Source organism: Streptomyces sp. NRRL B-3229 (assembly GCF_000719505.1).
Lineage (GTDB): Bacteria > Actinomycetota > Actinomycetes > Streptomycetales > Streptomycetaceae > Streptomyces > Streptomyces griseorubiginosus.
The window spans coordinates 68360-94093 of record NZ_JOGP01000029.1 but is presented as its reverse complement, the minus strand read 5'-3'; the positions used below and the strand labels follow the sequence as shown (position 1 = coordinate 94093).

Sequence of the window (25734 nt, the reverse complement as noted above, 5' to 3'; positions counted from 1 at the left end):
AGATCAACGAGATCATCACCGGCCTGGTCGGTGTGGTCCTGATCGGCTGGTCCTTCTGGTCCTCCGTGCGCCGCAACAACGCGCTGGCGGCCGCCGAGGACAGGCAGGAGACGGACTCGGTCCCGGTGCCGTAGGCCGTTCCGGACGTCATGGCCGCGCGGGAGCGGGGCAACCGACGAGGTATGAAGCCCTTGCCCGTACGGCGTTCGACATCCCTCGTCGCCCTGCTCGCCCTGCTCCCCCTGGCCGGGGCCTGCGGCGGTCCCGACGGCGGCGGGGGAGCACACGCCCCGCGATCCCTCCGCGGGCCGGCGGCCGGCCAACAGGTGGTGATCGCCACCGACAACGGCCTGCGACTGCGCCCGGCCGACGGCGACCAGGTCACCGTGGACGACCGCGTCCACGATCACTGGTCCCACCACGAGGACGTCTGGACACTCGACCTGACCTGCGACGGCCGGACCGCGGACGACGGGGACTGCCCCCGGATGCCGTACGTGGAGATCCCCGACGGCGTGCGGGTCACGGCCACCGCCCGCAACGCCGGCGTCGACGTGGCGGGCGTCACCGCCACCTTGGACATCACCACCGTCAACGGCGATGTGACGCTGACCCGTTCGGGCCGCGAGGGCGCCGACGTACGGCTGTCCACCCGCAACGGCTCGGTGCGCGCGACGGGAGTGGCCGCACGTCGGCTGTACGCCGCGACCACCAACGGGGACGTGGTGCTCGGCTGTGCCGCGGTACCCACGGGCGTCACCGCCACGACCGTCAACGGCTCGGTCGACGTCACCGTCCCGCACGACAGCCCCGCCTACCGGGTCGCCGCGTCCACCGACAACGGCCGCGCCACGGTGGCCGTCCCGGGCCGGCGCCCCGACCGGAACCACGCCATGACCCTGACCACCGTCAACGGCGACGTCACCGCCCACCGCGACTGACCGCGGGGCGGCCTGCATAGGGTGCCGCCTCCGCCTGGTTTGGTCCTGCGAACCGGGGGCAGACGGCGGTCAGGTGCTTGGGATCACAGGCCCACCGCGGAAGCGGCCGTAAGCGGCTCCTTCTTGGTACGGCCTCCCAAGGCTCTTCCGTGGCTGACCGAACGAATTGGCGGGAGGAGTGGGTCTCCGACCCTCCCGCCGCCCTCACTTCGCAGCTGGAGGAGCACACCATGCTCATGGCCCACCCCGTCCTTCTCACCGATCTCCTCGAGCGCTACGAGGCGTTGCGGGTGCTCCACGCGGAGGACGGCAGCGTCGAGGCACGTCAGCGCCTCGAGGACGTGTCCTACACCCTGTGCATCGCCACGGGCACCCGTGACATCGACTCGGCGCTGACCGCGGCCCGCCGTCAGCTGGCCGGCGCGTCCGGTTCCCGGCCCTCGTCCGGTGTGTCCGGCGCCCGCCCCGACGACGACGCCCTGATGGCGGGCGCGTGACCCAGGGGGCCCGCACCCTCCCGGCGTGCGGGCCCACCCCGTCGTGGACGCCGAGCCCCCGCGCGTGAGTGGCGGGGGCCGACCGGGTACTCGGGTGCTCCGCCACCGGCCGGAGGCCGCCCCCGCACAGGGGCCCCGCCGCCGGCCACGAACCGAAGGAGCCCTCCCCCATGACGGATGTGTCCGGTACCGGTCCCGCTCCCGGCGACGACCGCGAGGTACTCACCAACCGCCAGGGCCACCCGGTCCACGACAACCAGAACCAGCGCACCGTCGGCGCCCGCGGCCCCGCCACGCTGGAGAACTACCAGTTCCTGGAGAAGATCAGCCACTTCGACCGGGAGCGCATCCCCGAGCGCGTGGTGCACGCCCGCGGTGTCACCGCGTACGGCTTCTTCGAGGCCTACGGCAGCTGGGGCGACGAGCCGATCAGCCGCTACACCCGCGCCAAGCTGTTCCAGGAGCAGGGCAAGCGCACCGACCTGGCCGTCCGCTTCTCCACCGTCATCGGCGGCCGGGACTCCTCCGAGGCCGCCCGCGACCCCCGCGGCTTCGCGGTGAAGTTCTACACCGAGGACGGCAACTGGGACCTGGTCGGCAACAACCTGGGCGTCTTCTTCATCCGGGACGCGATCAAGTTCCCGGACGTCATCCACGCCCTCAAACCCGACCCGGTCACCTTCGAGCAGCAGCCGCGCCGCATCTTCGACTTCATGTCCCAGACACCCGAGTCGATGCACATGCTGGTCAACCTGTTCAGCCCGCGCGGCATCCCCGCGGACTACCGCCACATGCAGGGCTTCGGCGTCAACACGTACAAGTGGGTCAACGCCGAGGGCCGGACCGTCCTCGTCAAGTACCACTGGATGCCCAAGCAGGGCGTGCGCAGCATGACCGAGGAGGACGCCGCCAACGTACAGGCCGACTCCCTGGGCCACGCCACCAAGGACCTGTACGAGGCCGTCGCCCGCGGTGACCACCCGGAGTGGGAGCTGCTGGTCCAGATGATGGACGACCACGACCACCCCGAGCTGGACTTCGACCCGCTCGACGACACCAAGACCTGGCCCGAGCAGGACTTCCCGCCGAAGCCGGTGGGCCGGATGGTCCTGGACCGGATGCCGGAGAACTTCTTCGCGGAGAACGAGCAGATCTCCTTCGGCACCGGAGTCCTCGTCGACGGCCTGGACTTCTCCGACGACAAGATGCTCGTCGGGCGGACCTTCTCCTACAGCGACACCCAGCGCTACCGGGTCGGCCCGAACTATCTCCAGCTCCCCGTCAACCAGGCCAAGAACGCCGAGGTGCGCACCAACCAGCGCGACGGCCAGATGACGTACCACGTGGACGGCGGGGGAGAGAACCCGATCGTCAACTACGAGCCGTCCGTCACCGGCGGCCTGCGTGAGGCGCAGTCCCCGACGCACGACGAGCAGGGACCCGAGATCCACGGGCGGCTCACCCGCAGGCGCATCCCCCGCACCAACGACTACCTCCAGGCCGGGCAGCGCTACGTGCTGCTGGAGGACTGGGAGCGCGACGACCTGGTGAAGAACTTCACCGACCTGCTCGCCCAGTGCGACCGGCCCGTGCAGGAGCGCATGGTGTGGCACTTCCTGCTGGTCGAGAACGACCTGGGCCTCAGGGTGGGCGAGGGGCTCGGCATCGGTCCGGAGGACGTCGCCGGCCTGGAACCGCTCGCGAGTCAGGACCTCACCGACGAGGACCGCAAGCGGCTGGCCAACCTCGGCAAGAACCCGCCGCGCGACGTCGAGGGCCTGACCATGACCCACTGCGTTCCGGACGAGCGGCATGTCGTGACCCGCTGAGGGCATCCGGGGTCCTGTGCCGGGAGCGCACCGCTGCCGCCCGGCCATGAGATCGTGGGGCCACCGTGCCGCACGGATCATGAGAGGGAGAGGCGGGGCAGGTTCCGGAGCGTGCGGACGAGAGAGTCACGCGCGCGGGACACACCCCGTACCGGACCGCCCGAGGGATCATGAAAGCGATGAGAGCGAACGACGAGGCCGTGCCCGACGGCTCCCGCTTCGAGGCGCAGAACCTCGCACGGCTCGCGCTGCTCTGTCTGGCGGGAGTGGTCGCGGCGGTGGTGGCGGCGGGCCACTGGCTCCTGCTGCTGCTCGGCCTCGTCGGCATCGCCGTGGCCGGAGCGGGTCTGTGGTGGGCGGTGGCGCACCGGGGCATCGCCCGGGTGTGCGGCGCCCTGCTGGCGTTGGCGGCGCCGATCGCCGTCCTGGTGCTGTACGCGGTCTCCGGCCTGTGGCCGTACGCCGCCGTGGCACTCGGACTGTGGGCGGCCGCGCTGGCCAGTGCCCGCAGCGCGCTGCGCCGGCTCCGCTCTCCGAGAGGCAGGCGGTCCCGGTCGGTCCGGCCCCCGCGCAGACCCGTACTGATCATGAATCCCCGGTCGGGCGGAGGCAAGGTCGGCGAGCACGGGCTGGTGGCGCGCGCCGAGGCGCTGGGCGCCAGGGTGATCGTGCTCGACCTCGACAGCGACCCCGATCCGGCGGCACTGGCCCGCCAGGCCGTCGCCGAGGGCGCGGACCTGCTCGGTGTGGCGGGCGGCGACGGCACCCAGGCCCTGGTGGCGGCGGTGGCCGTCGAGCACGGGCTGCCGTTCATGGTGCTGTCCGCCGGTACCCGCAACCACTTCGCGATGGACCTGGGCCTGGACCGCGACGACCCGGCCGCCGGCCTGGCCGCCCTCACGCACGGCGTGGAGATCCGGGTCGACCTGGGTGACGTGGCCGGGCGGCCGTTCGTCAACACGGTCTCCTTCGGGACGTACGCCGAGATCGTGCAGAGCCCCGAGTACCGGGACGCCAAAGCGGCCACCGCCCTCGAACGCCTGCCCGACCTGCTGGGTGGCGAGGCTGGGGCGCGGCTGACGGCCCGGGTGGAGGACCAGCAGCTGGAGGAGCCGCAGGCCCTGCTGGTGAGCAACAACCCCTACGCGCTGGCCGACCCCCTGGGCGCCGGGCGCAGGCCACGCCTCGACGGCGGCGAACTCGGTGTGGTCGCGATCCGGATAGGGAGCGCCGCACAGGCCGCCGAACTGGCGCTACGGGGTGAGAAGGCCAGCGGTATCACCACCCTGACCTCCCGGCGCGTGACCGTGGAGGCCGACGCCGAGTCGATCCCGGTGGCCGTGGACGGGGAGGCGCTGATGCTGCCCACGCCCGTCGTGTGCACCGTACGGCCGGGAGTCCTGCGGTTGCGGGTGCCCCGGCACCGCCCCGGAGCGCCGTACACCGCCCCCTCGGTGGACTGGCGCCGTGTCGTCCGGCTGGCCCTCGGCCGGACCTCTCTTCCGACCGACGAGAACCAGGAGCAGAGCCATGCTTGACCGACCCCAGTGGGACCAGCGAGTCGCCCGGGACCTGTTGCGCGATCTGGCCGCGCTCGACCGGGCGCTGTACGAGGCGGTGACCGTCACGCAGACGCCGGCCCTCGACCATGCCCTGCGCCGGCTGTCCGCGGCGGCGGACCACTCCAAGATCTCGTTCACGATCGCCGGACTGCTCGCGCTGTTCCCCGGCCGGCCCCGGCGCGCCGCCGGGCTCGGGGTCGCGGCCATCGGGGTCGCCTCCGCGAGCGCGAACCTGCTCGGCAAGCGCCTGGTGCGACGGCCGCGTCCGCACCGCGCCGTGGACTCGCCGTTCCCCGGTCGGCACGTGCCCATGCCGGAGTCCGCGTCCTTCCCGTCGGGGCACACCGCGTCCGCGGTCGCGTTCGCCGCGGCCGTGGGTCCCGCCCTGCCGGTCGTCACGGTGCCGCTCGGGCTGCTGGCCTGCGCGGTGGGGTACTCGCGGATCCACACCGGAGTGCACTATCCGGGCGATGTGGTCGCCGGCGCCGTCCTGGGCACCGGCGCGGCGGCGGTGGTCCTCGCCACCGTGGGCCGGCAGGGGCTCGGACGCCGCGGCTGACCGCCGCACGGCCCGCACCGGCGCGCATCCGAACCCCGCGTCCGGGAGGAAGGACAAGGGAGCAGCAGACACACCACCCCGACCCGCACGGCCAGGGACGGAGGAACCACCATGACGAAGAAGAAGGACGACAGGTCCCAGGGCAAGAGGCTCACCCGGGGCGACGAGGTCACCTGGAGCAGCCACGGCGGCACCGCCGAGGGCAAGGTCGAACGGAAGATCACCCGACGCACCGAAGCCGCCGGCCGCACCGTGGACGCCTCGCCCGACGACCCGCAGTACGAGGTGCGCAGCGCCAAGTCCGGCAGGACGGCGGTCCACAAGCCGTCCTCGCTGCGCAGGAAGTGAGCCGGGCCGGATGCAGACGTTCCTGCCCGCCCCGGACTTCCGGGAGTCGGCCCTGCTGCTGGACCCGCGCCGGCTGGGCAAGCAGCGGGTCGAGGCCCTCCAGGTCCTGCGCGGACTGACCGTCCCCGGATACGGCTGGCGCAACCACCCCGCCGTACGGATGTGGACCGGGTACGAGGAGGCCCTCGTGCGGTACGGCCTGGAGGTCTGCCGGGTCTGGCGCGAGCAGGGGCACCCGGACAGCTGCGCCGCCTCGCTGCTCGCCGGACTGCCCGCGCTCCGGCCCGGCACCGAGGTGCGCGACCAGATCCAGCTGACCGCCGACGGCGAAGTGCCGCCCTGGCTCGGCGACCGGGCCTTCCACGAGAGCCACCGCTCGGCACTCGTCCGCAAGGACCCGCAGACGTACGCCGAACGGTTCCCCGGAACACCCGACGACCTGCCCTATGTGTGGCCCGCCTCGGACCGGGATCCCCGGCGCGCGCCCGCCGAGCGGTAGGGCGGGGGAGGCCGAGCATGCTGATCGCAGTCCGGGAACAGCTGGGACACGCCCTGTTCAGCCGTGTCGCGGGCCCCGAAGGGCCGGCGAACCGCGCCCGCATCCACGACACCCCCGGACCGCGCTGGTTCGCACCGGACCGCCCAATCCGCACGGTCCACGGCGACGCCTCGATGTTCATCGGCGGGCTCGGGGCGCTTCTCCTCCAGTCCCTGCACCCGCTCGCCATGGCCGCGGTGGCCGGTCACTCCGGCTTCCGGGGCGACCCTTGGGGCCGCCTCCAGCGCACCAGCACCTTCCTGGCGGTGACGACCTACGGCACCGCCGAGGACGCGCAGCGGGCCGTCGACCAGGTCCGCGCCATCCACGAGCGGATCCGCGGGACCACGGCCGGGGGAGTGCCCTACCACGCGGCCGACCCGCATCTGCTCGGCTGGGTGCACGCCGCCGAGACGGACAGCTTCCTGCGCGCCCACGAACGCTACGGAGCCCGTCCGCTCGACACCACCGGCTACGACGCCTACGTCGCCGACACCGCGCGCGTCGCCGAGGCACTGGGCGTCGTGGACCCGCCCCGCGACCGCCGTGAACTGTCCGAACGGCTCACCGCCTACCTCCCAGAACTGCGCGCCACGCCCGAGGCCCGCTCCGCCGCCCGGTACCTGCTCCTGCGGCCCCCGCTGCCGCTCGCGGTCCGACCGTTCTACGGCGGCCTCGCCGCCAACGCTGTCACCCTGCTCCCCGCGTGGGCCCGTCCCATGCTGTGGCTGCCCCGGCTGCCCCTCGTCGAGACCGTGGCGGTGCACCCCACCGGCCAGGTGCTGACCCGGACCATCCGCTGGGCCATGACACGACCGGAGCGCCCCTCACCCAGCTCCTAGAACCGGGTGAGGGGCGCTGTCCCCGCTGTCGTGCCCTGCGACGGCTCAGTGCGTCGCGGTGCGCGTCCTGCGACGGCGCACGGTCAGCACCGTGGTCGTGGCGACAGCGGTCACCAGACCGGCCGCCAGGGAGATCGGCAGAGCCGGCGAGGTGCTGTCGGTGTCGGCGAGGTCCTGCGCCTTGAGGTCGGCGGCGTAGGGCGCGTACGGCTTCCCGCCGGACGGGGCCGAGACCGCCCGGGCGTAGTGCGGGATCCGCTGCACCGACCTGACCGAGCCGTCGGCGTTGAGCAGTACCTGCTTGTCGTTGGGGTGCCGGAAGTCGAACATGCCGGCCAGGCTGCCCGCTCGCTGGTCGAACGAGCCGTCACCGATCCTGCCGGTGTGCCAGTTGTCCTCGATGAACCGGGTGATCGACGCCTGCTCGGTGGCGGTGTGGTCGATGGCGTTCACCCTGCTGTAGGGGGAGACGACCAGCAGCGGCTGCCGGGTGCCCGGGCCGCAGCGGTCCGCGTAGCCCCGCGCGGCCGCGGGGCCCGACTGGCAGGCGGGGCTGTCGAGGGCCTTGCCGTTGGAACCGACGGTGGTGTCCTCGGAGCCGTTGAGGACCTTCGAGGTGACGTGGTCGTACCAGCCGTCGGAGTCGTCGTAGGCGATCACGACCGCGGTGGACTTCCACTCCGGGGACTTCTGGAGGGCGTTGATCTCCTTGACCAGGAAGTGCTGCTCGTCGATCGGGTCCGAGTAGCCGGCGTGGCCGTCCTGGTACTCACCGGCCTTCAGGAAGCTGACGGCGGGCAGGTTTCCTGTCTTGAGCGCGGCGTCGAAGTCGCTCAGGTCGTAGTTGTGGTTGGCGCGCCCCCTGTGGCCGATCTCGGCGAGGCTCTTCGGGGCGAGGTGGTGCGGGTTCGCCGTCGAGGCGTAGTAGGCGAACGGGTTGTGGTGCGGGCTGTAGTCGACGGCCGCCGCGCCGCCCACGTTGGTGTGGGAGGTGTCGCACTTGGCGTAGTCGCCCTGCTTGCCGTCCCAGGCGGTGCTGGGCCGGAAGCCGCCCTGGAACCAACCCCAGCTCACCCCCTTGGAGTTGAGCAGGTCACCGATGTTCCTGCCCTGCATGGAGGCGAGCGCGCCGGTGCTGGTGTGGTCCTTGCCGGCGCAGTCGTCGTAGGCCGGGTCGGGGTCGTTGACGAGCGTGCCGACGCCCTTGGCGTTCGGCGAGAGCACGGCGTACGGGTCGGGGGTGGCCGTCTGCTTGGGGTGCTCGGTGCCGGTGGACGGGTCCACGGAGATCACGCCGTGCGTCTGACCGGAGACCAGGTTGAGGGCGCCGGGCGTGGAAGGGCCGTAGACCGAGCTGAAGGAGCGGTCGTTGAGGGAGTAGTGCTGGGCGTAGTTCCACAGCGCGGTGACGGTGTTCCCGTCGTAGTAGTCCATCACCAGGCCGGGCTCGCCGAACAGCCCGGTGCACTTGTTGACCTCGGTGTTCTCGACGTACTTGTCGGCCTTGCCGCCGTCCGCCGCGTACTGCTCGGGACCGTAGGAGTGGTTCTGGTCGCAGGTCATCGCCTGCGAACTCGCCAGCCGCTTCGGGGCGTACAGGTTCGGGTTCTTCTTCAGCAGACCGGCGGTGAGAAGGTTGTTCGCCTTCGGGGTGTGCTTGGCCGCGGTGAACTTCGTGCCGTCGGTGTTCGCCGCCCCGGGGTAGGTGGCGAAGTAGTGGTCGAAGGAGATGTTCTCGTCGTAGATGACCACCATGTGTTTGATCGGCGTCGCGGTCCGCGCGGCCGGAGGGCGGTGGTGTGCGGAGGCCGCCGTGGCGGGCACGGCGCCCGCCGCCGCGAGGGCGGCCGCGCCGAGCAGGGCGCCCACGGTTCTTGCTGTGATCGAGCCGATCATGCTGTCTCGCCTTTCCGGGGAGCACGGGGAAGGGGCTGCTGCCGGAACCCTCCGGCACGGTGACGGCGGCTCAGGGGAGGGGCAATGACGTGTGAGCGAATGTTCGGTCAGGAATACTTCATGGGATTTTGAGCCGTTCTTGACGGTTATCGGCTGGTTCGTATCAGGCCATGAGTGAGCGTCCCAGCCAGTCGGACGCGTCGCGCACTCCGGGCAGCGCGAAGAAGTAGCCGCCCCCGAACGGCGTGACGTAGTCGACCAGCGGCTCACCGGCCAGCCGCTTCTGCACGGTCTCGAACTGCTGGGCCACATCCTGCTGGTAGCAGCAGAACAGCAGCCCCATGTCGAGGTTGCCGTTGCGGTCCGTGCCCCGGTCGTAGTTGTAGCCCCGGCGCAGGATGCGCTGCCCCTCGGTGGCGCTGGTGCGCGGGTTGGCGAGCCGGATGTGACTGTCCAGCGGGATCACGTCGCCCTGCGGATCCTGCGTGTACCGGGGTGCGTCGTTCTCGTGCCGGCCGTCCAGCGGAGCACCCGTGTCCCGGGCGCGGCCGAACATCCGTTCCTGCTCGGTGATCGAGACGCGGTCCCAGAACTCCACCAGCATCCGGATCAGCCGTACGACCTGGTAGCTGCCGCCGACCGCCCAGTCCGGCTCGCCGCCGTCCGCGCCCACCCACACCAGGCGGTCCATCGCCCGGCCGTCGGTCACCTCGGGGTTGGCGATGCCGTCCTTGAAGCCGAAGTGGTTGCGGGGCGCACCGGAGGGGCGGGAGGGGCTCACGAAGCCGTCCATGCGCCAGCGCACCTGCATGCCGCCGCGGGTGTGCCGGGCGAGGTCGCGCAGGGCGTGCAGCACGGTGTCGGTGTTGTCCGCGCACAGCTGCACGCCGATGTCGCCGTGGCACCAGTCGGCGTCGAGGTCGTCGTCGGGGAAGGACGGCATCGCGGTGAGCCGGTGCGGCCTGCGGGCGGCGAGACCGTAGCGCTCGTCGAAGAGCGAGGCACCGACGCCGACCGTGACGGTCAGCCGGTCGGCGGGGATCTCCGGCCCGAGGGTGCCCGAGTCGGCGGGCGGGGCGGTGATGCCGGGCGAGTCCGGGATGCCGCCGGTGGTGAGGAAGCGGGCCCGTTCCGTGATCGTGCGCAGCAGGTCGGTCAGTTCGGCGCGGCCGTCCGCGGTGGCGTCGAAGGAGACGAAGGCCGTGGCGCGCTGGGCCGGGGTGAGGATGCCGGCTTGGTGAACACCGTGGAAGGGCACGCTCGCCGGGGTGTCCGCACTGCTCTCGGCAGCGGCGTCCGCCACCGGGCCCGTGCCGGCCACCAACCCGGTGCCCGCCACGACGCCCGTGCCCGCCACCGCGGCCGCTCCCGCCAGGAATCCCCTGCGGCCCACCTGGTCTCCGCGGTTCACGCGGTCCTCCGTACGTCGGTGAGGGCGGCGACATCGGCCAGCCGCTCCACGAGTTCGCCCAGGTCGGCGTCGACCTTCTCCCGCTGGGCGCGGGTCAGTCGGGAGAGCGGGGTCCAGCGGCCGTCGTGGTCGAAGGCGTCGAGGGTGTGCCGGGCGCGGTTCATCCAGGTGTCGATCCCGGTCAGGCCGGTGGCGCGGGTCCGCAGCAGCGGGCGCAGATAGCCGAGCAGGGCCCGGGTCCCTTCGAGGTTGGCGCGGGCGGTGGCGAGGTTGGTGCCGCTGCCGTAGTCCGTTCGGCCGGTCAGTTCGAACTGCACGGTGTTCTCCAGGATCTCGTGCGCCCGCAGGCCGATGTCCGCCGGGTCCATCCGCCGGGCGGGCCAACTGTCCCGCAACGCGTGCACGGCCCCGGCGAGCCGGTCGGCCGGTCCGCGCAGGCTGCTCGCGGACTCACCGTGCCACAGCCCGTACTCGACCCGGTGGAACCCGGCGAAGCCCGGGTCACGCACCCCGCCGGACAGCCCCGCGGTGGTCCCGTTGATCGCCGCGTCGGCGTCCCCGAAGGTGCCGTAGGCGGCGCCCATCCGCTCGTACACCAGGTGCGCGGGCAGCCAGGCGGCACGCGCCGAGGCCAGGTCGCCGCGGTCGACGGCGGCCCGCAACACGTCGGTCCTGCGGGCCAGTTCGACCGTGCGGGCCCCGATCCACCTCTGGTAGGCGAGGGTGGGCGGGATCAGCTCCTGCTGGGTCACGGGCACGGCGGCCGGACCGCTCCTGACCTTCCCGCCACCGGTGATCCGCACGGGAGGTCCGGTGACGGCGTCGGCGTCGTCGGGCAGACAGGTGAAGGCGTAGGAGCCGTCTCCGAGGGTGACCTGGAGCGGCCGGGTGGTGCCGGGGCCGAGGCCCTCGACCTCGCCGAGGACGGCGCCGGTCCGGGCGTCGACGAGGTACGCCTCGGCCGCCGTGGCGGAGGTGTTGCGCAGGTCGAACACCTGGCGTCCCGCGGTGGGGCGGGTCCAGCCCCGACCGCAGCCGCTGGTGCCGATCTCGACCGTGGTGTGGCGCAGGCCGTCCGCGGCGACCGGCCGCGCGTCCCGGCCCGCACCGGCGTCCCTGGCGATCAGGACGCCCGCCGTCACCGCGCCCGCGGTGAGCAGGGCGCCGGCGGCGAGCAGGACGGGGCGTCGCCGGAAGGGCGGGGTGATCACGGCGCCGGGCTCGGGTGGGGGCACGCCGGGGCTCCATTGGGTCGTACGAGATGCGGGGGGTACGTGGGTCGCGCTGACGATGCTAAGCAGCCCGGACCCCCGTGCACCGCATCCCTGACCAGGTCCTGACCAGCGGGCAAGCCAGAATTCGTCGGCGGTTCATCGGAGAAGCGCGGAAGCCTTCGCAGGCCTGCCCAGGTCGTCGCGCCCTGAAGTCCCGGCCGGGTTCGGATGCTTCCGATGAGTAATGCCGCCGTCCCCGGTCTACAGCACAGTTGAACCGGTCTGGATCAACAAACCGCAGGAGGCCGAAGTGTCCACATCCGTGCTCGACATGTCGATGTCACTCGACGGGTACATCGCCGATCCACACGATTTTCTCGGCGGCGACGACGGCGAACGGCTCCACAAGTGGGCCGACCTGTCGTCGGGGCCGGTCGCGCAGTTCCAGGAAGAGTGGAACGCGGCCGGTGCGGTGCTCGCGGGACGACGCACCGCCGAGCTCATGGACCACTGGGGCGGTGATCACGGTGGTCTCCCGATCTTCGTGCCCAGTCACCGCCCGCCCGGCCCCGCCGCCCGCTGGGGCTATCCGCTGGTGACCTACGTGACCGACGGGATCGCGAGCGCGATGGCCCAGGCCAAGGCCGCCGCCGGGGACAAGGACGTGCAGGTGCGTGGCGCGTACACGGCGCAACGGGCGCTCGAGGCCGGGGTGCTGGACGAGGTGCAGATCCATCAGATCCCGGTGCTGCTCGGTGACGGCCGTCGCCTGTTCGACGTGTTGCCGTCGCAGATCGAGTTGGAGATCGTCCGGGTGATCGACACGCCGGAGGCCACGCACATCCGCTACCGCGTCCGTCGCTGAGCCGGCGGGCCTTCGGGCCGTGCGGTGGACCTCCTGGATCGGGGTACACGGCCCCGCATGACACACACTGACGACCCCGTGGCGGCTCGTGCCGCGAGGCAGCTGCGCCGCATGCGGAACTTCTACGCGGCCGGCGTCGCCCTGTGGGCGGCATCCTCGGCCTGGACGACGTGGGACGCCCCCGGCAGCCGGCCCATGTGGACCTCCGTGCTGCTCCTGGCCGTCTTCGCCGCACTGCTGGCCATGGCCTGGCGGTGGCTGCGGCAACTGGAACCCGCCGACGCGAGCCGGCCCTCCCACCGCGCCGCGTTCTCCGGCAGTCCCGGGCGCCACGCACTGTCCAAGCCCTGAGGCACGGGCTGGGTCGCGCCGCTCGGACGTCCGAACTCCCCGTCCTCCGTTTGCGGCACGTGCGGAGGGAGACCCGGCAGCCCATGAGCGCGCGACGACGTCATCCACGGACACGGGAGAACCGGCTCCTCAGGCTGCTGGCCCGTCTGGAGCGGGAGCCCCGACTCGACCCGGTGGCCGACACCCTCGGGGCGGGGATCCGGTCCCTGCCGCTGGGGCGGGCCCGGGACGTGTTGCACGGCACGTGGCTGGGGCATCCCGTCCACCCACTGCTGGTACAGGTGCCGATCGGCAGCTGGCTGTCCGCGGCGGTCCTGGACCTCCGCAAGGACCGCCCTCGTGAGGCGGGCCTGCTGGTGGGCCTGGGTCTGGCGGCGGCCGCCCCCGCGGCGCTGACGGGCGCCGTCGACTGGGCGGAACTGAACCCGCCGCAGAAACGCGTGGGACTGGTGCACGCCCTGTCCAACACGGCAGCCGTCACCCTCTACTCGGCCTCCCTCGGCTGCCGGGCCACCGGTCGGACCCGAGCGGGCCGCACCCTCGGCTTCCTGGGACTCACGGCGGTCGGGGCGGGCGGTCTGCTGGGCGGTCACCTGGCCTACCGACAGGCCGCCGGCGCCAACCACGCCGAGGCCGTACCCCACCTCGTCACGGAGGGCTGGCACCGGATCGGAGCGCTGGACGACCTCCCGCCCGGCCTGCCCGTGCGGCGCAGTGTGGACGACGTGCCCGTGATGGTGCTCCGCGGGACCGACGGGGCGATCCACGCGCTGGCAGACCAATGCAGTCACCTCGCGGGGCCGCTGTCCGAGGGGACGGTGTCCGACGGCTGCGTCCAGTGCCCCTGGCACGGCAGCGTCTTCCGTCTCTCGGACGGTCTGAACGTGCGCGGGCCGGCCGTCGCGCCCCAGCCCGCCTTCGAAGCACGGGTCGTCGACGGGCAGGTCGAGGTGCGCCTGCGCGCCCATGGCGCGGAAGAGGATGAGGCCGGGGAACCGAGTGAGGCAGGCCATGAGCACATCCACTGACCGCCGCCTCGGCCGACGGGCCCAGGCCTTCCCGGGCCGCAGCTGCGCGGGCAGGCACGACCGGCCGCTGCGCGGCTGTCTCGCGGCCATGACGGCGTTCGGCGCCTGCACAGCGAGCTGGGCCACCGTGGTACGGCCGCGCGGGCGCCCCCTGCCGGACCGGCCGCAGCCCTGGGACGTGCTCCTGACCTCGGTGGCCACCTTCCGGCTCAGTCGGCTGATCAGCAAGGCCTCGGTGACCAGTCCGCTGCGCGCCCCCTTCACGACGTACGTCGGTCCGCAGGGCCCCGCCGAACTGCACGAGGAAGCCCGGCCCGAGACCGGCAGGGACACCGTGGGCGAGCTGATGACCTGCCCCTTCTGCATGAGTGTGTGGGTGGCGTCCGCCTTGACCGCCGGTCAGCTGCTGTGGCCCCGCGCGACCCGTGTCGCGATGGGTGCGGCGACGGCTCTGGCAGGGGCGGACGCCTTGCAGCCGGCGTACGGAGCCCTGGTCTCCAGGGCCACCGACGACTGACCGACATGCCCGCTCATCTGAGGGCAAGCTTCTTCAAACGCGCAAAGCGGTGCTTACCGGTCGCTCTCGTGGGCACTTGGGGGTCACTCTGGACTGGCGGGACCTTCGGCGACACCCCAAGGAGCGAACGTGGCCATGCGCATCGGTGTAGAGGAGGAGTTCCACATCCTGGAAGTGGAAAGCGGACTGCTCGTGCCACGCGCCGACGCGGTCCTGCGCCGGCTTCCCCGGCGCACCTTCACCACGGAGCTGCACCAGTCCGCCGTGGAGTCGAACAGCGGAGTGCACGTGTCTTTGGCGGGCCTGTACTCCGACCTGGCGAGAACCAGACGGCGGCTCGACGCGGCCGCCGCCTCGCTGGGGCTCGCGGTGGCGGCCGCGGGCACGGCACCCCTCGCGCCGGCCGCCTCCGGGCACCCCACCGCGGACGCCCGCTATCACCACATGGTCGAGGAGTACCGCCGGGTGGCCGACGAACAGCTCATCTGCGGCGCCCAGGTCCATGTCGACATACCGGACCGGGACACGGCCGTGGGCGTGATGTGCACGCTCTCCCCCTGGCTGCCCCCGCTGCTGGCGCTGTCCGCCAGCTCACCGTTCTGGCAGGGGTCCGACACCGGCTATGCCAGCTGGCGCACCCTGCTCTGGCAGCGCTGGCCGACCGCGGGTCCCGTCGGCTGCTTCAAGAGCGCGGGCGACTACGACGCCGCTGTGGACGACCTCGTCCGGACCGGCGTCATCAGCGACCCTGGGATGATCTACTACGACGTCCGCCCCTCCTCGCACCTGCGGACCCTGGAGCTGCGTATCTGCGACGCCTGTCCGCGCGTGGAGACCGTCGTGCTCGTCGCCGGCCTGTTCCGCGCCCTGGTGACCGAGGCCCTCGAACTCCGCGCGGCGGGGGCGGCGGTGTGCGACGGCCGTCACGAATGGCTGCGCGGCGCGTCCTGGCGAGCCGCCAGGTCCGGCCTGGAGGGCGCCCTGGTGGATCCCAGGACACACCGGGAGGCGCCCGCCGCCGAGGTCGTGCGCGCACTGCTGGCCCGGTTGCGTCCGGCGCTGGAGGCCCACGGCGACTGGCAGACCGTCCGTGATCTGACCGAGGGCGCTCTGGCGGACGGCAGCGCCGCCGAGCGCATGCGCCGCAAGGCCCGCGAGGAGGACCTGCTGGCCTGCACCGACCTGCTGATCGCGGAGACCCGTGGCGCACGGCGGCACCGCGGGCGGACCGCTCTCGCCCGCCGGAAGGTCCAGCGCGCCGTCCGGGGCGGGACCGGTTCCGGTGTCAAGGGCGGGACCGGTTCCGGCACGCCGGAGGTCCTCGGCGGCTGACGTCGCCCTCTGCCATGTCTTCCACCCGACCGACTCCCAGGAGAGGTTTTCGTCGATGTCCAGCTCTTCCGTCCGGGTCGCGACCGGCAGGCGCGGCCCGGAAGCTCCGTCCCCGCTCGTGACCGAGGGCTCCCGGAAAGGGGGCGGCGCCTCATGTGCGGACTGAGCGGTGAGATCCGCTTCGACGGCGGACGACCCGACCTCGCGGCCGTCGAGCGCATGAGCGACCGGCTCGCCGCCCGAGGACCCGACGGCCAGGGCATCTGGACGAGGGGCGCGGTGGCGCTGGGGCACCGGCGGCTGAAGATCATCGACCTGTCCGACTCCGGTGCGCAGCCGATGACCGATGCCGACGACGAGATCACCGGCGTCTTCAACGGCTGCGTCTACAACTACCGTGAGCTGCGCGAAGAGCTCCAGCGGCTCGGGCACCGATTCGTGTCGACCTCCGACACCGAGGTCGTGCTGCACGCGTACCGCCAGTGGGGAACCGCCTGTGTGGAGCGGTTCTACGGCATGTTCGCCTTCGCGCTCGTCGAGCACCGCACCGGCCGTCTCGTGCTGGGCCGCGACCGGCTGGGGATCAAGCCCCTGTATCTGGCGCCCGGGCCCGGCCGGCTGCGGTTCGCCTCCTCCCTGCCCGCCCTGCTGGCCGCCGGGGACGTGGACACCTCCATCGACCCGGTAGCCCTCCACCAGTACCTGAGCTGGCACGCCACCGTCGCCGCGCCGCACACCGTGCTCACCGGGGTGCGCAAACTGCCGCCGGCCACCGTCCGGGTGGTCGAGCCCGACGGCAGCCACCAGGACCACTCCTACTGGCAGCCTTCGTACACCCGGCGTGCCGAGTACGCGGAGATGGAGCCCGACGAGTGGCGGGACGCCGTCCTGGACGCGCTGCGCACGGCCGTACGCCGCCGCATGGTCTCCGACGTGCCGGTCGGCGTCCTGCTCTCCGGCGGCCTGGACTCGAGCCTGATCGTCGCCCTGCTCGCCGACGAGGGCCAGCGGGACCTGAAGACGTTCAGCGTGGGCTTCGAGAGCGAGGGAGGGGAGCAGGGCGACGAGTTCCGCTACTCGGACCTGGTCGCCCGCGAGTTCGGCACCGACCACCGCCGCATGTTGGTGCCCTCGGAGCGGGTCTCGAACGCCCTGGACGACGCCGTCGCCGCGATGAGCGAGCCGATGATCAGCCACGACGTGGTCGCCTTCCACCTGCTGTCCGAGCAGGTCTCCAAGGAGGTGAAGGTCGTCCAGAGCGGACAGGGCGCCGACGAGGTGTTCGCCGGGTACCACTGGTATCCGGAGCTGGCCGCCGTCCCGCGCGAGGAGGAGCCGCAGCGGTACGCCGAGACGTACTTCGACCGCCCCCACGCCGACCTCGCGGGGATCCTCCAGCCGCACCTGCTGCCCCCGGACGACGTGTCGGGCCGTTTCGTCAAGGACCACATGGCACGCCCCGGCGCGGAGACCGCCCTGGACGCGGCGCTGCGCCTGGACACGCACGTCATGCTCGTCGACGACCCCGTCAAGCGGGTCGACAACATGACCATGGCCTGGGGACTGGAGGCCCGGGTGCCCTTCCTCGACCACGAACTGGTGGAACTGGCCGCGGCCTGTCCGCCCGAACTCAAGCTCGCCGACGACGGCAAGGGCGTGCTCAAGGAAGCCGGCCGCAAGCTCCTGCCGCGGGACGTCGTCGACCGGCCCAAGGGCTACTTCCCCGTCCCCGCCATCCGGCACATGGCGGGCCCCGTCCTGGACCGGGTGCGCGAGGCGCTCGCGGCCCCCGAGGCGAGAAGGCGGGGAATCTTCCAGGAGTCGTACGTGGCCGAACTCCTGGCGGCGCCCGACGAGCACCGGACCAAACGGGGCGCCAACGCCCTGTGGCAGGTGGCGCTGCTGGAGATATGGCTCCAGAAGCACGGCATCACGTGACCGGCGAGGCCACGACCGGGACGGCGCCGGGGGCGTCCGAGACCCGGACCCCGCCCCCACCGGCCCAGGAGCCCGCCTCACCGGAGCCACGGGAGACCCCCCATGCCGCGGCCCCCGCCCCCGTGCCGTTGCCGGAGGCGGAAGGTCCTCGGGACGCCGTGACCCGGCTGCGCGCCCACGGCTGCTGGTACCCCTCCGCCGACCCCGACGGCACCGAGGCGGCCTTCATCTGCGACCGGGGCGGTGTCCCCCAGCTCTGGGCCGGGCCCGTGGACGGAGAAGGCGTCCGGCTGCTCGACTCCTCCCCGGACCCGGTGAAGGAGGTGTCCTGGTCGCCCGACGGCCGCTGGATCGCGTACACCACCGCCCCGGGCGGCGGCGAGCACACACGAGTGCTGTGCGTGCGGCCCGACGGCACCGGCCGCCGTCTGCTGGCCGGTGCCGACCCGGACACCTCCGCCTACCTCGGCTGCTGGGCCCACGACGGCTCGGCCGTCGCCGTCACCCTGGCCGCACCGGCCGCCTCCCGCGCCCAGCGGGACGGCCTGTGGCAGCCGCCGGACCCCGCACCGGCCCACTGGACCGCCCGGGACGGCAGGGCGATCCTGCTCGGCACCACCGCGTACGCCGTGGGACCCGGCGGCCTCGGCACCACGGCCTACGCCCTGGGACCGGGCGGCGCACCGGCGGCCCGGACCGGCGCGGGTCTGTCCGCCTACCTGATCGATCCCGACGGCCTGGCCTCGCCCGTCCTGCTCGCCACGGAACCGGACGCGCCCACCCTCCGTGTGTGCGATCTGACCGCCGACGGCCGTCTCGCACTGCTGCGCCGGGGGCCGCGCGGGCGCCGGGAGGCGGTCGTCCGGCGCGTGGCCGACACCGCCACCACCTTCACCCTTCCGGTCGCCGACGGAGACCAGTGGATCGGCCGGTTCTCGCCCGACGGACGGACCCTGTGGCTGCGCAGCGACGCCGGACGCGAGCACGCGGCCCTGTTCGCCGTCGCGCTCGACGCCGACGGCACGGCGCTCGGCACGAGCGTCGTCGCCGAACGCGCCGACAGCGACCTCGACCTGCTGAAGCTGGCCCACGACGGCCGGACGGCCGTGCTCGCCTGGAACGTGCGGGGCGCCAGCGAACTCGACGTCGTCGAGACCTCCGCCCGACCCGGCGCCCCCGACACCACCGGACCGCCCCGGCCGGTACCGCTGCCCCACGAGGTCGTCACGCGGATCACGGCGGCCGGGGCGGGACGGCTGCTTCTCGCACTGTCCGGCTCCCAGCGCCGACCGGGTGTGTGGTGGGCCCACGAAGGCGTGTCCCTGGTACGCACCCCTTGGTCCGCCCGGGACGAGGACACCGTCCCGCCTGGCCGCCCGCCCGTACGCCCGGTCCTCACGCGCCTCACCGCGCGGGACGGCCTCCCGCTCGGCGGCTGGTACTACCGCGCCCCGGGACGCGCCCCGCACGAGCCCGCCCCCTGTGTGGTCCATCTGCACGGCGGCCCCGAGGACCAGGAACGCCCGGTGTTCGACCCGCTCTACCACGAACTCCTCGGGCGCGGACTGGACGTCTTCGCCCCCGACGTCCGAGGCTCCGGCGGACACGGCCGGTCCTTCGTCGACGCCGACCTCGGCACCGGCCGATTCGCCGCGCTCGACGACGTCGCGGACTGCGCCGCGCACGCCGTCACGGAGGGCCCCGCCGACCCGACCCGGCTGGCGGTGATGGGGCGCTCCTACGGCGGCTACCTCACCTTCGCCTCCCTCGTGTGGCACCCGGACCTCTTCCGCACCGGTGTCGCCGTCTGCGGCATGTCCGACCTGCTGACCTTCTTCGCCGGAACCGAGCCCTGGATCGCGGAGTCGGCGGCGCACAAGTACGGCCACCCCGACCGCGACCGCGAGCTGCTGCGCGCCCTGTCGCCGATGAGCCGCATCGACGCGCTGCGGGCCCCGCTGCTCGCCGTGCACGGCGAGCACGACACCAACGTGCCGCCGGGGGAGTCGGAGCAGTTCGTGCGGGCCGCCCGGGAGCGCGGGGTCCCCGCCGAGCTCCTCGTCCTGCGCGACGAGGGGCACGACTTCCTGCGTGCGGAGAACCGCCGCCTGTTCCGCCGGGCCGCCGGGGACTGGATGGAGCGCCACCTGCGCCCCTTCTGACCCGCGCGGGCCCTGCCGGGCGTTTGGGCGGGTGGCCGCCGGTCAACCCGGAGTGCATACCGAAGGGTCGTAGGCCTGCTTCGGCACCTGGACCGGGCCGTACGGACCTGGGAGGAACCCATGGACCACTCGCGGGCGCCCGTGCTGGAGGCGCTGGAGGAGTTCCGGCGTCGCGGAGACGTGGTCTTCGGGCCACCCGGCCACAAGCAGGGCCGCGGTGTGGACCCGCGGGTGGCGGAGATCATGGGGATCGACGTGTTCCGCTCCGACGTCCTGTCCCTCAACGGTCTCGACGACCGTCGGCAGTCCCAGGGCGTGCTCGGTCAGGCACAGGACCTGATGGCGGACGCGGTCGGCGCCGAGCAGGCGTTCTTCTCCACCTGCGGCAGCTCCCTGTCCGTGAAGACCGCGATGCTGGCCGTGGCCGGGCCGGGGGAGAAGCTGCTGCTGTCGCGCAACGCGCACAAGTCCGTGATCTCGGGCGTCGTCGTCAACGGCGTCGAACCGATCTGGGTCCACCCCAAGTTCGACCGCGAACGGCACCTCGCGCATCCGCCGGAGCCCGACGACGTACGCCGCATGCTCCAGGAGCACCCGGACGCCAAGGGCATGCTCCTGATCACCCCCACCGACTGGGGGACCTGCGCCGACGTCCGGGGCGTGGCCCGGGTGTGCCACGAGTTCGGTGTCCCCCTCATCCTCGACGAGGCCTGGGGCGCCCATCTGCCGTTCCACCCCGGGCTGCCCGTCTGGGGCATGGACGCCGAGGCGGACCTGGTGGTCACCAGCGTCCACAAGATGGGCGGGGCGATCGAGCAGAGCTCCGTCTTCCACCTCCAGTACGACCGGGTCTCGCCGGAGGCGCTCAAGCAGCGGGAGGACCTGCTCGGCACCACCAGCGCGTCGTCGCTGATCCACATGACCCTGGACGGCTGGCGCCGCCAGATGGTCGAGCACGGCCACGACCTGCTGGAGACCGCGCTGCACCGCGCGGAACGCGTCCGGCAGGCGGCCGAGGACCTGCCGGGACTGCGGCCCATGGGCCGGGAGATCGTCGAGGAAGGACTCGCCGCGGACTTCGACCCCCTGAAGATCGTGATCGACGTGCGCGAGCTCGGCATCAGCGGCATGCAGGCCGCCGAGTGGCTGCGGGCCGAACTGCACGTGGACGTCGGCGGCTCCGACACCTGCCGGATCAGCGCGTCGATCACCCACGCCGACGACGACGAGACGGAGAAGACGCTCATCGACGCCCTGCGCGCCCTCACGGAGGGAGCCGAGTCCATCGAACGCAGGCCGCCGGTACGCCTGCCGGCCCCCTCGGACCTCGAACTGGAGCAGGCCATGTCGCCACGCGAGGCGTTCTTCGCCGAGGTCGACCACGTTCCCGCCGGGCGTGCGGCGGGCCGTGTCGCCGCGGAGATGATCAGCCCCTATCCGCCCGGGGTGCCGGTGATCGCTCCCGGTGAGGTCATCACCGACGCCGTGCTCGACTACCTGCGCAGCGGAGTCGAGCACGGCGTCCTGATCCCGGACGCCGCCGACCCCTCGGTCGACACGTTGCGCGTGGTGGCACGCCACTGAGGCCGGGCCCACGTCAGCCGGGCGCTTGGCCGACCGCCGTCAGGAGGCCCTTGTCGGTGACCGCGGCGAGGGACAGCGTCCGGTATCCCATGGACTCGAACAGCACCGTGACCCGGTCGCCCTCCTCACTCATCACCGTGCCCTCGCCCCATTCCGCGTGCCGCACCCGGGTCCCGGCCGCGAAGGGGGCAGCGGTCGAAGGCGAGAAGGGCTCGTCGTCCGCGTCCCCCACCCCTTCGACGACGGTGTCGTCCGCCGAGGGCGTCGCGCACACGTCGCAGGCCCCGCACGGCGCGTCGTACGGCTCACCGAAGTAGCCGAGCAGGAAGCGCCGGCGACAGCCCGTGGTCTCGGCGTACCCCAGCATCATGGCCAGCCTCGACTCCTCAAGCCTCCTGCGTGACCGGGCTTCTTCCGCCGCACGCCCTGCCGCGTCCTCGGCGGTCGTCCCGTCGGCGGCGCGCACCCGGCCGTCGTCCTCGGTGCGCACCGCCTCCGCCTGCTCCAGGAGATTGACCGCCGCCGTGACGCGTCGGCGCGAGAGCCCGGTCTCCTTCGCGAGGGCGCCCGGCTCGACGGGACCCTCGTGCTCATGGAGGTGCTCGGCCACCGTGCCCAGGGTCTCCTCGTCCGGCGCGCGGGTCGCGAAGAGGCGTTGGAGGCCACTGTCCTCGGGCCGGTAGTGGAGCACCGCGACCGCCGGCCCGCCGTCCCGGCCCGCACGGCCGATCTCCTGGTAGTAGGCGTCGAGCGAGCCGGGCACGGACGCGTGCAGTACGAACCGTACGTCCTCCTTGTCGATGCCCATGCCGAAGGCGGAGGTGGCCACCACGACGTCGATCTCACCGGCCAGGAAGGCGTCGTGCGCCAGGGAGCGCTCATCGGCCGTCAGCCCGGCGTGGTAGGGAGCCGCGGCCAGGCCCAGCTCGGCGAGATCGTCCGCGTACGCCTCGGCGTCCCGGCGGGTGGCGGTGTAGACGATGCCCGGCTTGGGCTCCGTCGCGGCGCGCTCCACGACCACCCGGCGCTTGTCGGCGTCGTCCAGGAAGCGGCGCACCTCCAACGCGATGTTGGGCCGGTCGAAACCGGCCACGACCAGCGCGGGATCCCGCATGTCGAGCCGCTCCACGATCTCCTCGCGCACCGGTGGGGCGGCCGTGGCGGTCAGGGCGAGGACCGGGGGCCGGCCCACCCGCTGGATCGCCTGGGCCAGGCGCAGGTAGTCGGGACGGAAGTCGTGGCCCCAGGCGGCGACGCACTGGGCCTCGTCGACGACGAACAGCGAGGGCGCGACCTCGGCCAGCAGCTCGACCACCTCGTCCTTGGCGAGCTGCTCGGGGGAGAGGAACAGGAACTCGGCGTCGCCTTCGCGGACCGCGTCCCAGGCGGCCTCGACCTCCCCGGCCGCCTGCGAGGAGTTGACCGCGACGGCCTCCGGCGCGGCGTCGTGGCTCAGCAGGCCGGCGATCTGGTCCCGTTGCAGGGCGATGAGCGGCGAGACCACCACCGTGGGCCCCGGGAGCAGCAGCCCCGCCACCTGGTACACGGCCGACTTCCCGGCGCCGGTCGGCATGACGGCCAGCGTGTCCCGCCCCCGCACGACCGCTTCCATCGCGGACAGCTGCCCCGGCCGCAACGCGCTCCAGCCGAACACCTCGGCGGCGGTCCGCGTCAACCGCTCTCTGACGGGTGGCATGACGTCTCCCCGATCGTTGCGTCTCCACGATCGAGACGTCTGCCCGATCGTTCGGAGCAACCGCGTTCCCCGTCAGCGCGGACACACGCCCCGGGGCCGACCGTGCCTCAGGCCACGCGGATGCCCACGATGCAGGTGTCGTCGTCCGTGTCGGACCTGCTGTGCGTGAGCAGGCGGTCCAACTGCTGGTCCAGCGTCGGCGGGACCGCCCGCGCGACCGTCAGGAACTGCGCGAGGGACTCCTCGACGGACCGGTCCCGGCGTTCGATCAGACCGTCCGTGTACATCAGCAGCGTGTCGTCGACGGCGAGCTGCACCTCGTGCTCCTCGTACACCGCCTCCGGAACGGCACCCAGCAGCAGCCCCTTGACCAGCGGCAGCGGCGCCGCGTCCGAGCCGCGCACCAGGACCGGCGGCAGATGCCCGGCCCGCGCCCAGCGCAGGGTGTGGTTCTCGGGGTCGTACAGCCCGCAGACCGCCGTGGCGGTAACCGCACCGGTCAGATGGTGGGCCACCATGTTGAGCCAGGACAGCAACTGACCGGGCCCGGCACCGGTCACGGCCAGTCCGCGCAGCGCGTTGCGCAGGACGACCATGCTGGTGGCCGCCTCTATGCCGTGCCCGGCGACGTCCCCCACGCACAGCAGCACCAGCCTGGACGGCAGCACGACCGCGTCGTACCAGTCACCGCCGACCAGGTGCTGGGTCTCCGCGGGCCGGTAGCGCACCGCCAGGTCCAGCCCCGGAACCGCCAGCGGTGCCTGCTCCGGGGGCATGATCGCGTGCTGCAACTGGAGGGTGAGCCGGTTGCGTTCGCTGGCCTCCTGCTCGGTGTGGGCGAGCTGGTCACGCGTGGCGGCGAGCGCGACCTCGGTCCAGTGGTGGGCGGAGATGTCCTGGTAGGCGCCGCGTACGACGTACAGCTGTCCCGACGAGTCGAGGACCGGCTCCGCGACGACCCGGATGTGCCGGGTGACCCCGTCGGGGCGCTGCAACCGGAACGCGGTGGACGCGGGGCGGCGCTGGTGGAGCAGGGTGCGCAGGAACCGGCCGATGGCGATGGCGTCGTCGGGGTGGGCGTGGGCGGGCAGCTCCTCCAGCGGCACGGGCGTGTCGGCGGCGGACTTGCCGTAGAGGTGGAAGAGCTGGCCGTTCCAGGTGATCTCGCCGGTGAGCAGGTTCTCCTCGAAACCGCCGATGCGGCCCAGGCGCTGGGCGTGCTGGAGCAGGCTCGCCAGGCGGGCCGTCTCGTCCTCGATGCGCCAGATCAGCAGGACGCTGCCGCCGTGCCGGCTGACGTTGATGTCGGCGACCGCCGCCAGTTGGACGTCGTCCACCAGCGCGGTCAGCCGCATCCGGTGGGCGCGGAACGGCTCACCGGTGGCGTAGACCCGCTCCACCCGCTCGAACAGCTCGCTCTGCCCCGCGGCCATCGGATAGGCCTCCAGCAGCAGCGCGCCGCTCACCACACCGCGCGGGCGCCCGGCCGGGTCGAGGAAGCGGCTGTTGACGTGGTGGATGCGGAAGTCGACGAGGCGCCCGTCGGGGCCCAGGTGCGGCACCAGCACCAGCGCCGGGTCGTGCAGTCCGTCGGCCAGGTCCATCAGCTCGGTGACGTCCGGAAGAAGGCGCGGGGCAGGGGCGCCGTCCGGGTGGTGGAGCGCGTACGTCTCCAGGGTGTGTGCGCACAGCTCGGCCAGCGCCTCGACCTGCCGGACGATCGCCGGCAACGGCGACTCCAGCGGCGCGGGCCAGGCGATCTCCAGCACCCCGTGGATGCGCCCGCCCGCCTCGGCCGGTACGGCGACCCGCCCGCCGGCGCCGTGGTGGTGCTGCCCGATGGAAGGCAGGCCGGTCTCCGACAGGCTGCGGATCCACTGCCCTGTGCGTTCGGTGAGCCCACGCCGCGCCACGGTCGTCACGCCCGGCGGCACATGCCGCCAGCGTCCGGCCTCGGCCGGTGCGAACCCGGCGCTGCCCGCCAGGGTGAGCGAGCCGTCCGCGCCCAGCGACCAGATCGCCACCGCCTCGGCGCCCAGCGGGGTCAGTGCGTGCTCCAGCAGGGAGTCGGCGACGGCCTGGGTGTCCTGCGCGGCCAGTACCCCGCTCTCGGCGGCCCGCAGCCGTACGGCGGACAGGTGCCCGTCGGCCGGGTCGTCGTCGGTGCCCGCGTCGGCCGGGTCGGCGGCGGCGGTGGCGGCGAGGAAGGCGCTGGTCACCTCCGAGAGCCGGTCGCGCGAGGCCTGGTTGATCACCTCGACGGCGAACTCCAGCGGGGTCACCCCCGCCTGCTCGGCGAGCTCGGTGAGCTGGCGTGAGGCCTGCGTCGGACCGCAGCCGAGGCGTTCGACCAGGATGCCCTTGGCCAGTTCGATCAGGGCCCGCCCGTCCGCCTCGGCCTGCGCGGCCCGCACCTCCTCACGCAGCCGGGCCACGGTCGCCGCCAGCCTGCCGACCGGGGAAGCCTCCTCGCGGAGCTCCGCCCCGGCGGACGGCTCACCGCCCTGGAGGACGGGCTGTTCGCCCACGGCAGCGCTCTGCGGGTCGGGCGGCTGACGGAGATCACTCACGGTGGGCCTGCTTCTCGGCTGGGTTCGTCACACGGGCGGCTGCTGGTCGGGGCG

The 25734-nt window shown here is 72.9% G+C and carries 21 protein-coding genes and 1 pseudogene; 17 read left to right on the top strand and 5 right to left on the bottom strand.

The features are described from left to right. From IF54_RS42420 to IF54_RS0134420, 9 genes and pseudogenes are all read left to right on the top strand, one after another. Positions 1 to 134 (top strand): annotated as a pseudogene (locus tag IF54_RS42420) (DUF475 domain-containing protein); the annotation flags it as partial. Between the two features lie 48 nt (positions 135 to 182). Continuing rightward, positions 183 to 941 (top strand): DUF4097 family beta strand repeat-containing protein, encoded by a 759-nt coding sequence (locus IF54_RS0134455; protein ID WP_030326066.1) that lies wholly within the window; start codon positions 183 to 185, stop codon positions 939 to 941. Positions 942 to 1171: 230 nt separating this feature from the next. Further along, complete coding sequence (locus tag IF54_RS0134450; RefSeq protein WP_030326065.1) at positions 1172 to 1438, top strand: DUF5133 domain-containing protein; 267 nt, start codon at positions 1172 to 1174, stop codon at positions 1436 to 1438. A 170-nt stretch (positions 1439 to 1608) separates the two neighbouring features. Continuing rightward, positions 1609 to 3267, top strand: coding sequence for a catalase (locus IF54_RS0134445; RefSeq protein WP_030326064.1), 1659 nt, complete (start codon positions 1609 to 1611; stop codon positions 3265 to 3267). Between the two features lie 179 nt (positions 3268 to 3446). Further along, positions 3447 to 4805, top strand: coding sequence for a diacylglycerol/lipid kinase family protein (locus IF54_RS0134440; protein WP_030326063.1), 1359 nt, complete (start codon positions 3447 to 3449; stop codon positions 4803 to 4805). Then, on the top strand, positions 4798 to 5388 hold the full coding sequence (locus tag IF54_RS0134435) for a phosphatase PAP2 family protein (RefSeq protein ID WP_030326062.1): 591 nt from the start codon (positions 4798 to 4800) through the stop codon (positions 5386 to 5388). Before IF54_RS0134440 ends, IF54_RS0134435 begins: the two co-directional genes overlap by 8 nt. Before the next feature lie 111 nt (positions 5389 to 5499). Continuing rightward, positions 5500 to 5736 (top strand): DUF2945 domain-containing protein, encoded by a 237-nt coding sequence (locus IF54_RS0134430; protein ID WP_030326060.1) that lies wholly within the window; start codon positions 5500 to 5502, stop codon positions 5734 to 5736. 10 nt (positions 5737 to 5746) lie between these two features. After that, positions 5747 to 6235, top strand: a complete 489-nt coding sequence (locus IF54_RS0134425) for an MSMEG_6728 family protein (protein ID WP_030326058.1) — start codon at positions 5747 to 5749, stop codon at positions 6233 to 6235. Positions 6236 to 6252: 17 nt separating this feature from the next. Continuing rightward, the gene (locus IF54_RS0134420) at positions 6253 to 7116 is read left to right on the top strand and encodes an oxygenase MpaB family protein (RefSeq protein WP_030326055.1); all 864 of its coding nucleotides are present in this window, start codon (positions 6253 to 6255) and stop codon (positions 7114 to 7116) included. A 45-nt stretch (positions 7117 to 7161) separates the two neighbouring features. Here IF54_RS0134420 and IF54_RS0134415 read toward each other — a convergent pair whose 3' ends face one another. From IF54_RS0134415 to IF54_RS0134405, 3 genes are all read right to left on the bottom strand, one after another. Next, entirely contained in the window at positions 7162 to 9012 is a 1851-nt protein-coding gene (locus IF54_RS0134415) for a phospholipase C (RefSeq protein WP_030326053.1), read from the bottom strand. 163 nt (positions 9013 to 9175) lie between these two features. Next, a complete protein-coding gene (efeB, locus tag IF54_RS0134410; RefSeq protein ID WP_030326051.1) occupies positions 9176 to 10423 on the bottom strand; it encodes an iron uptake transporter deferrochelatase/peroxidase subunit in 1248 nt (415 codons plus the stop codon). Then, positions 10420 to 11658: an EfeM/EfeO family lipoprotein gene (locus tag IF54_RS0134405; protein WP_051735645.1), complete on the bottom strand. Its 1239-nt coding sequence runs from the start codon at positions 11656 to 11658 to the stop codon at positions 10420 to 10422. The genes efeB and IF54_RS0134405 overlap by 4 nt, the downstream gene beginning before the upstream one ends. Before the next feature lie 289 nt (positions 11659 to 11947). On the opposite strand from IF54_RS0134405, the gene IF54_RS0134400 reads away from it, so the two are divergent. From IF54_RS0134400 to IF54_RS0134365, 8 genes are all read left to right on the top strand, one after another. Continuing rightward, a complete protein-coding gene (locus IF54_RS0134400) occupies positions 11948 to 12502 on the top strand; it encodes a dihydrofolate reductase family protein (RefSeq protein ID WP_037821007.1) in 555 nt (184 codons plus the stop codon). 57 nt (positions 12503 to 12559) lie between these two features. Then, on the top strand, positions 12560 to 12853 hold the full coding sequence (locus tag IF54_RS0134395; RefSeq protein WP_030326045.1) for a hypothetical protein: 294 nt from the start codon (positions 12560 to 12562) through the stop codon (positions 12851 to 12853). Positions 12854 to 12936: 83 nt separating this feature from the next. Then, positions 12937 to 13881 carry a Rieske 2Fe-2S domain-containing protein gene (locus tag IF54_RS0134390; RefSeq protein WP_037820998.1) on the top strand — a complete coding sequence of 315 codons (945 nt, stop codon included), beginning with the start codon at positions 12937 to 12939 and terminating at the stop codon, positions 13879 to 13881. Continuing rightward, the gene (locus IF54_RS0134385) at positions 13865 to 14398 is read left to right on the top strand and encodes a DUF1360 domain-containing protein (protein WP_030326040.1); all 534 of its coding nucleotides are present in this window, start codon (positions 13865 to 13867) and stop codon (positions 14396 to 14398) included. Before IF54_RS0134390 ends, IF54_RS0134385 begins: the two co-directional genes overlap by 17 nt. 135 nt (positions 14399 to 14533) lie before the next feature. Then, positions 14534 to 15730: a carboxylate-amine ligase gene (locus tag IF54_RS0134380; RefSeq protein WP_030326038.1), complete on the top strand. Its 1197-nt coding sequence runs from the start codon at positions 14534 to 14536 to the stop codon at positions 15728 to 15730. Between the two features lie 153 nt (positions 15731 to 15883). Next, a complete protein-coding gene (locus tag IF54_RS0134375) occupies positions 15884 to 17668 on the top strand; it encodes an N-acetylglutaminylglutamine amidotransferase (RefSeq protein WP_030326036.1) in 1785 nt (594 codons plus the stop codon). Further along, on the top strand, positions 17641 to 19830 hold the full coding sequence (locus IF54_RS0134370) for a S9 family peptidase (RefSeq protein ID WP_078852201.1): 2190 nt from the start codon (positions 17641 to 17643) through the stop codon (positions 19828 to 19830). Before IF54_RS0134375 ends, IF54_RS0134370 begins: the two co-directional genes overlap by 28 nt. Before the next feature lie 120 nt (positions 19831 to 19950). Beyond that, positions 19951 to 21414 (top strand): aminotransferase class I/II-fold pyridoxal phosphate-dependent enzyme, encoded by a 1464-nt coding sequence (locus tag IF54_RS0134365; RefSeq protein WP_030326032.1) that lies wholly within the window; start codon positions 19951 to 19953, stop codon positions 21412 to 21414. A gap of 13 nt (positions 21415 to 21427) precedes the next feature. Here IF54_RS0134365 and IF54_RS0134360 read toward each other — a convergent pair whose 3' ends face one another. Next, a complete protein-coding gene (locus IF54_RS0134360; protein WP_030326029.1) occupies positions 21428 to 23110 on the bottom strand; it encodes a RecQ family ATP-dependent DNA helicase in 1683 nt (560 codons plus the stop codon). Between the two features lie 107 nt (positions 23111 to 23217). Beyond that, a complete protein-coding gene (locus IF54_RS0134355; RefSeq protein WP_030326027.1) occupies positions 23218 to 25680 on the bottom strand; it encodes a SpoIIE family protein phosphatase in 2463 nt (820 codons plus the stop codon). Positions 25681 to 25734 lie beyond the last annotated feature (54 nt).

Bases quoted from the DNA above. Each gene is read 5' to 3' on its own strand.
- IF54_RS0134445 (WP_030326064.1), top strand. From the start codon at position 1,609: ATGACGGATGTGTCCGGTACCGGTCCCGCTCCCGGCGACGACCGCGAG.
- IF54_RS0134380 (WP_030326038.1), top strand. From the start codon at position 14,534: ATGCGCATCGGTGTAGAGGAGGAGTTCCACATCCTGGAAGTGGAAAGC.
- IF54_RS0134365 (WP_030326032.1), top strand. From the start codon at position 19,951: ATGGACCACTCGCGGGCGCCCGTGCTGGAGGCGCTGGAGGAGTTCCGG.
- IF54_RS0134420 (WP_030326055.1), top strand. From the start codon at position 6,253: ATGCTGATCGCAGTCCGGGAACAGCTGGGACACGCCCTGTTCAGCCGT.
- IF54_RS0134395 (WP_030326045.1), top strand. From the start codon at position 12,560: ATGACACACACTGACGACCCCGTGGCGGCTCGTGCCGCGAGGCAGCTG.
- IF54_RS0134360 (WP_030326029.1), bottom strand. From the start codon at position 23,110: ATGCCACCCGTCAGAGAGCGGTTGACGCGGACCGCCGCCGAGGTGTTC.
- IF54_RS0134450 (WP_030326065.1), top strand. From the start codon at position 1,172: ATGCTCATGGCCCACCCCGTCCTTCTCACCGATCTCCTCGAGCGCTAC.
- IF54_RS0134435 (WP_030326062.1), top strand. From the start codon at position 4,798: ATGCTTGACCGACCCCAGTGGGACCAGCGAGTCGCCCGGGACCTGTTG.
- IF54_RS0134415 (WP_030326053.1), bottom strand. From the start codon at position 9,012: ATGATCGGCTCGATCACAGCAAGAACCGTGGGCGCCCTGCTCGGCGCG.
- IF54_RS0134390 (WP_037820998.1), top strand. From the start codon at position 12,937: ATGAGCGCGCGACGACGTCATCCACGGACACGGGAGAACCGGCTCCTC.
- IF54_RS0134370 (WP_078852201.1), top strand. From the start codon at position 17,641: ATGGCTCCAGAAGCACGGCATCACGTGACCGGCGAGGCCACGACCGGG.
- IF54_RS0134455 (WP_030326066.1), top strand. From the start codon at position 183: ATGAAGCCCTTGCCCGTACGGCGTTCGACATCCCTCGTCGCCCTGCTC.
- IF54_RS0134430 (WP_030326060.1), top strand. From the start codon at position 5,500: ATGACGAAGAAGAAGGACGACAGGTCCCAGGGCAAGAGGCTCACCCGG.
- IF54_RS0134375 (WP_030326036.1), top strand. From the start codon at position 15,884: ATGTGCGGACTGAGCGGTGAGATCCGCTTCGACGGCGGACGACCCGAC.
- IF54_RS0134425 (WP_030326058.1), top strand. From the start codon at position 5,747: ATGCAGACGTTCCTGCCCGCCCCGGACTTCCGGGAGTCGGCCCTGCTG.
- IF54_RS0134385 (WP_030326040.1), top strand. From the start codon at position 13,865: ATGAGCACATCCACTGACCGCCGCCTCGGCCGACGGGCCCAGGCCTTC.
- IF54_RS0134440 (WP_030326063.1), top strand. From the start codon at position 3,447: ATGAGAGCGAACGACGAGGCCGTGCCCGACGGCTCCCGCTTCGAGGCG.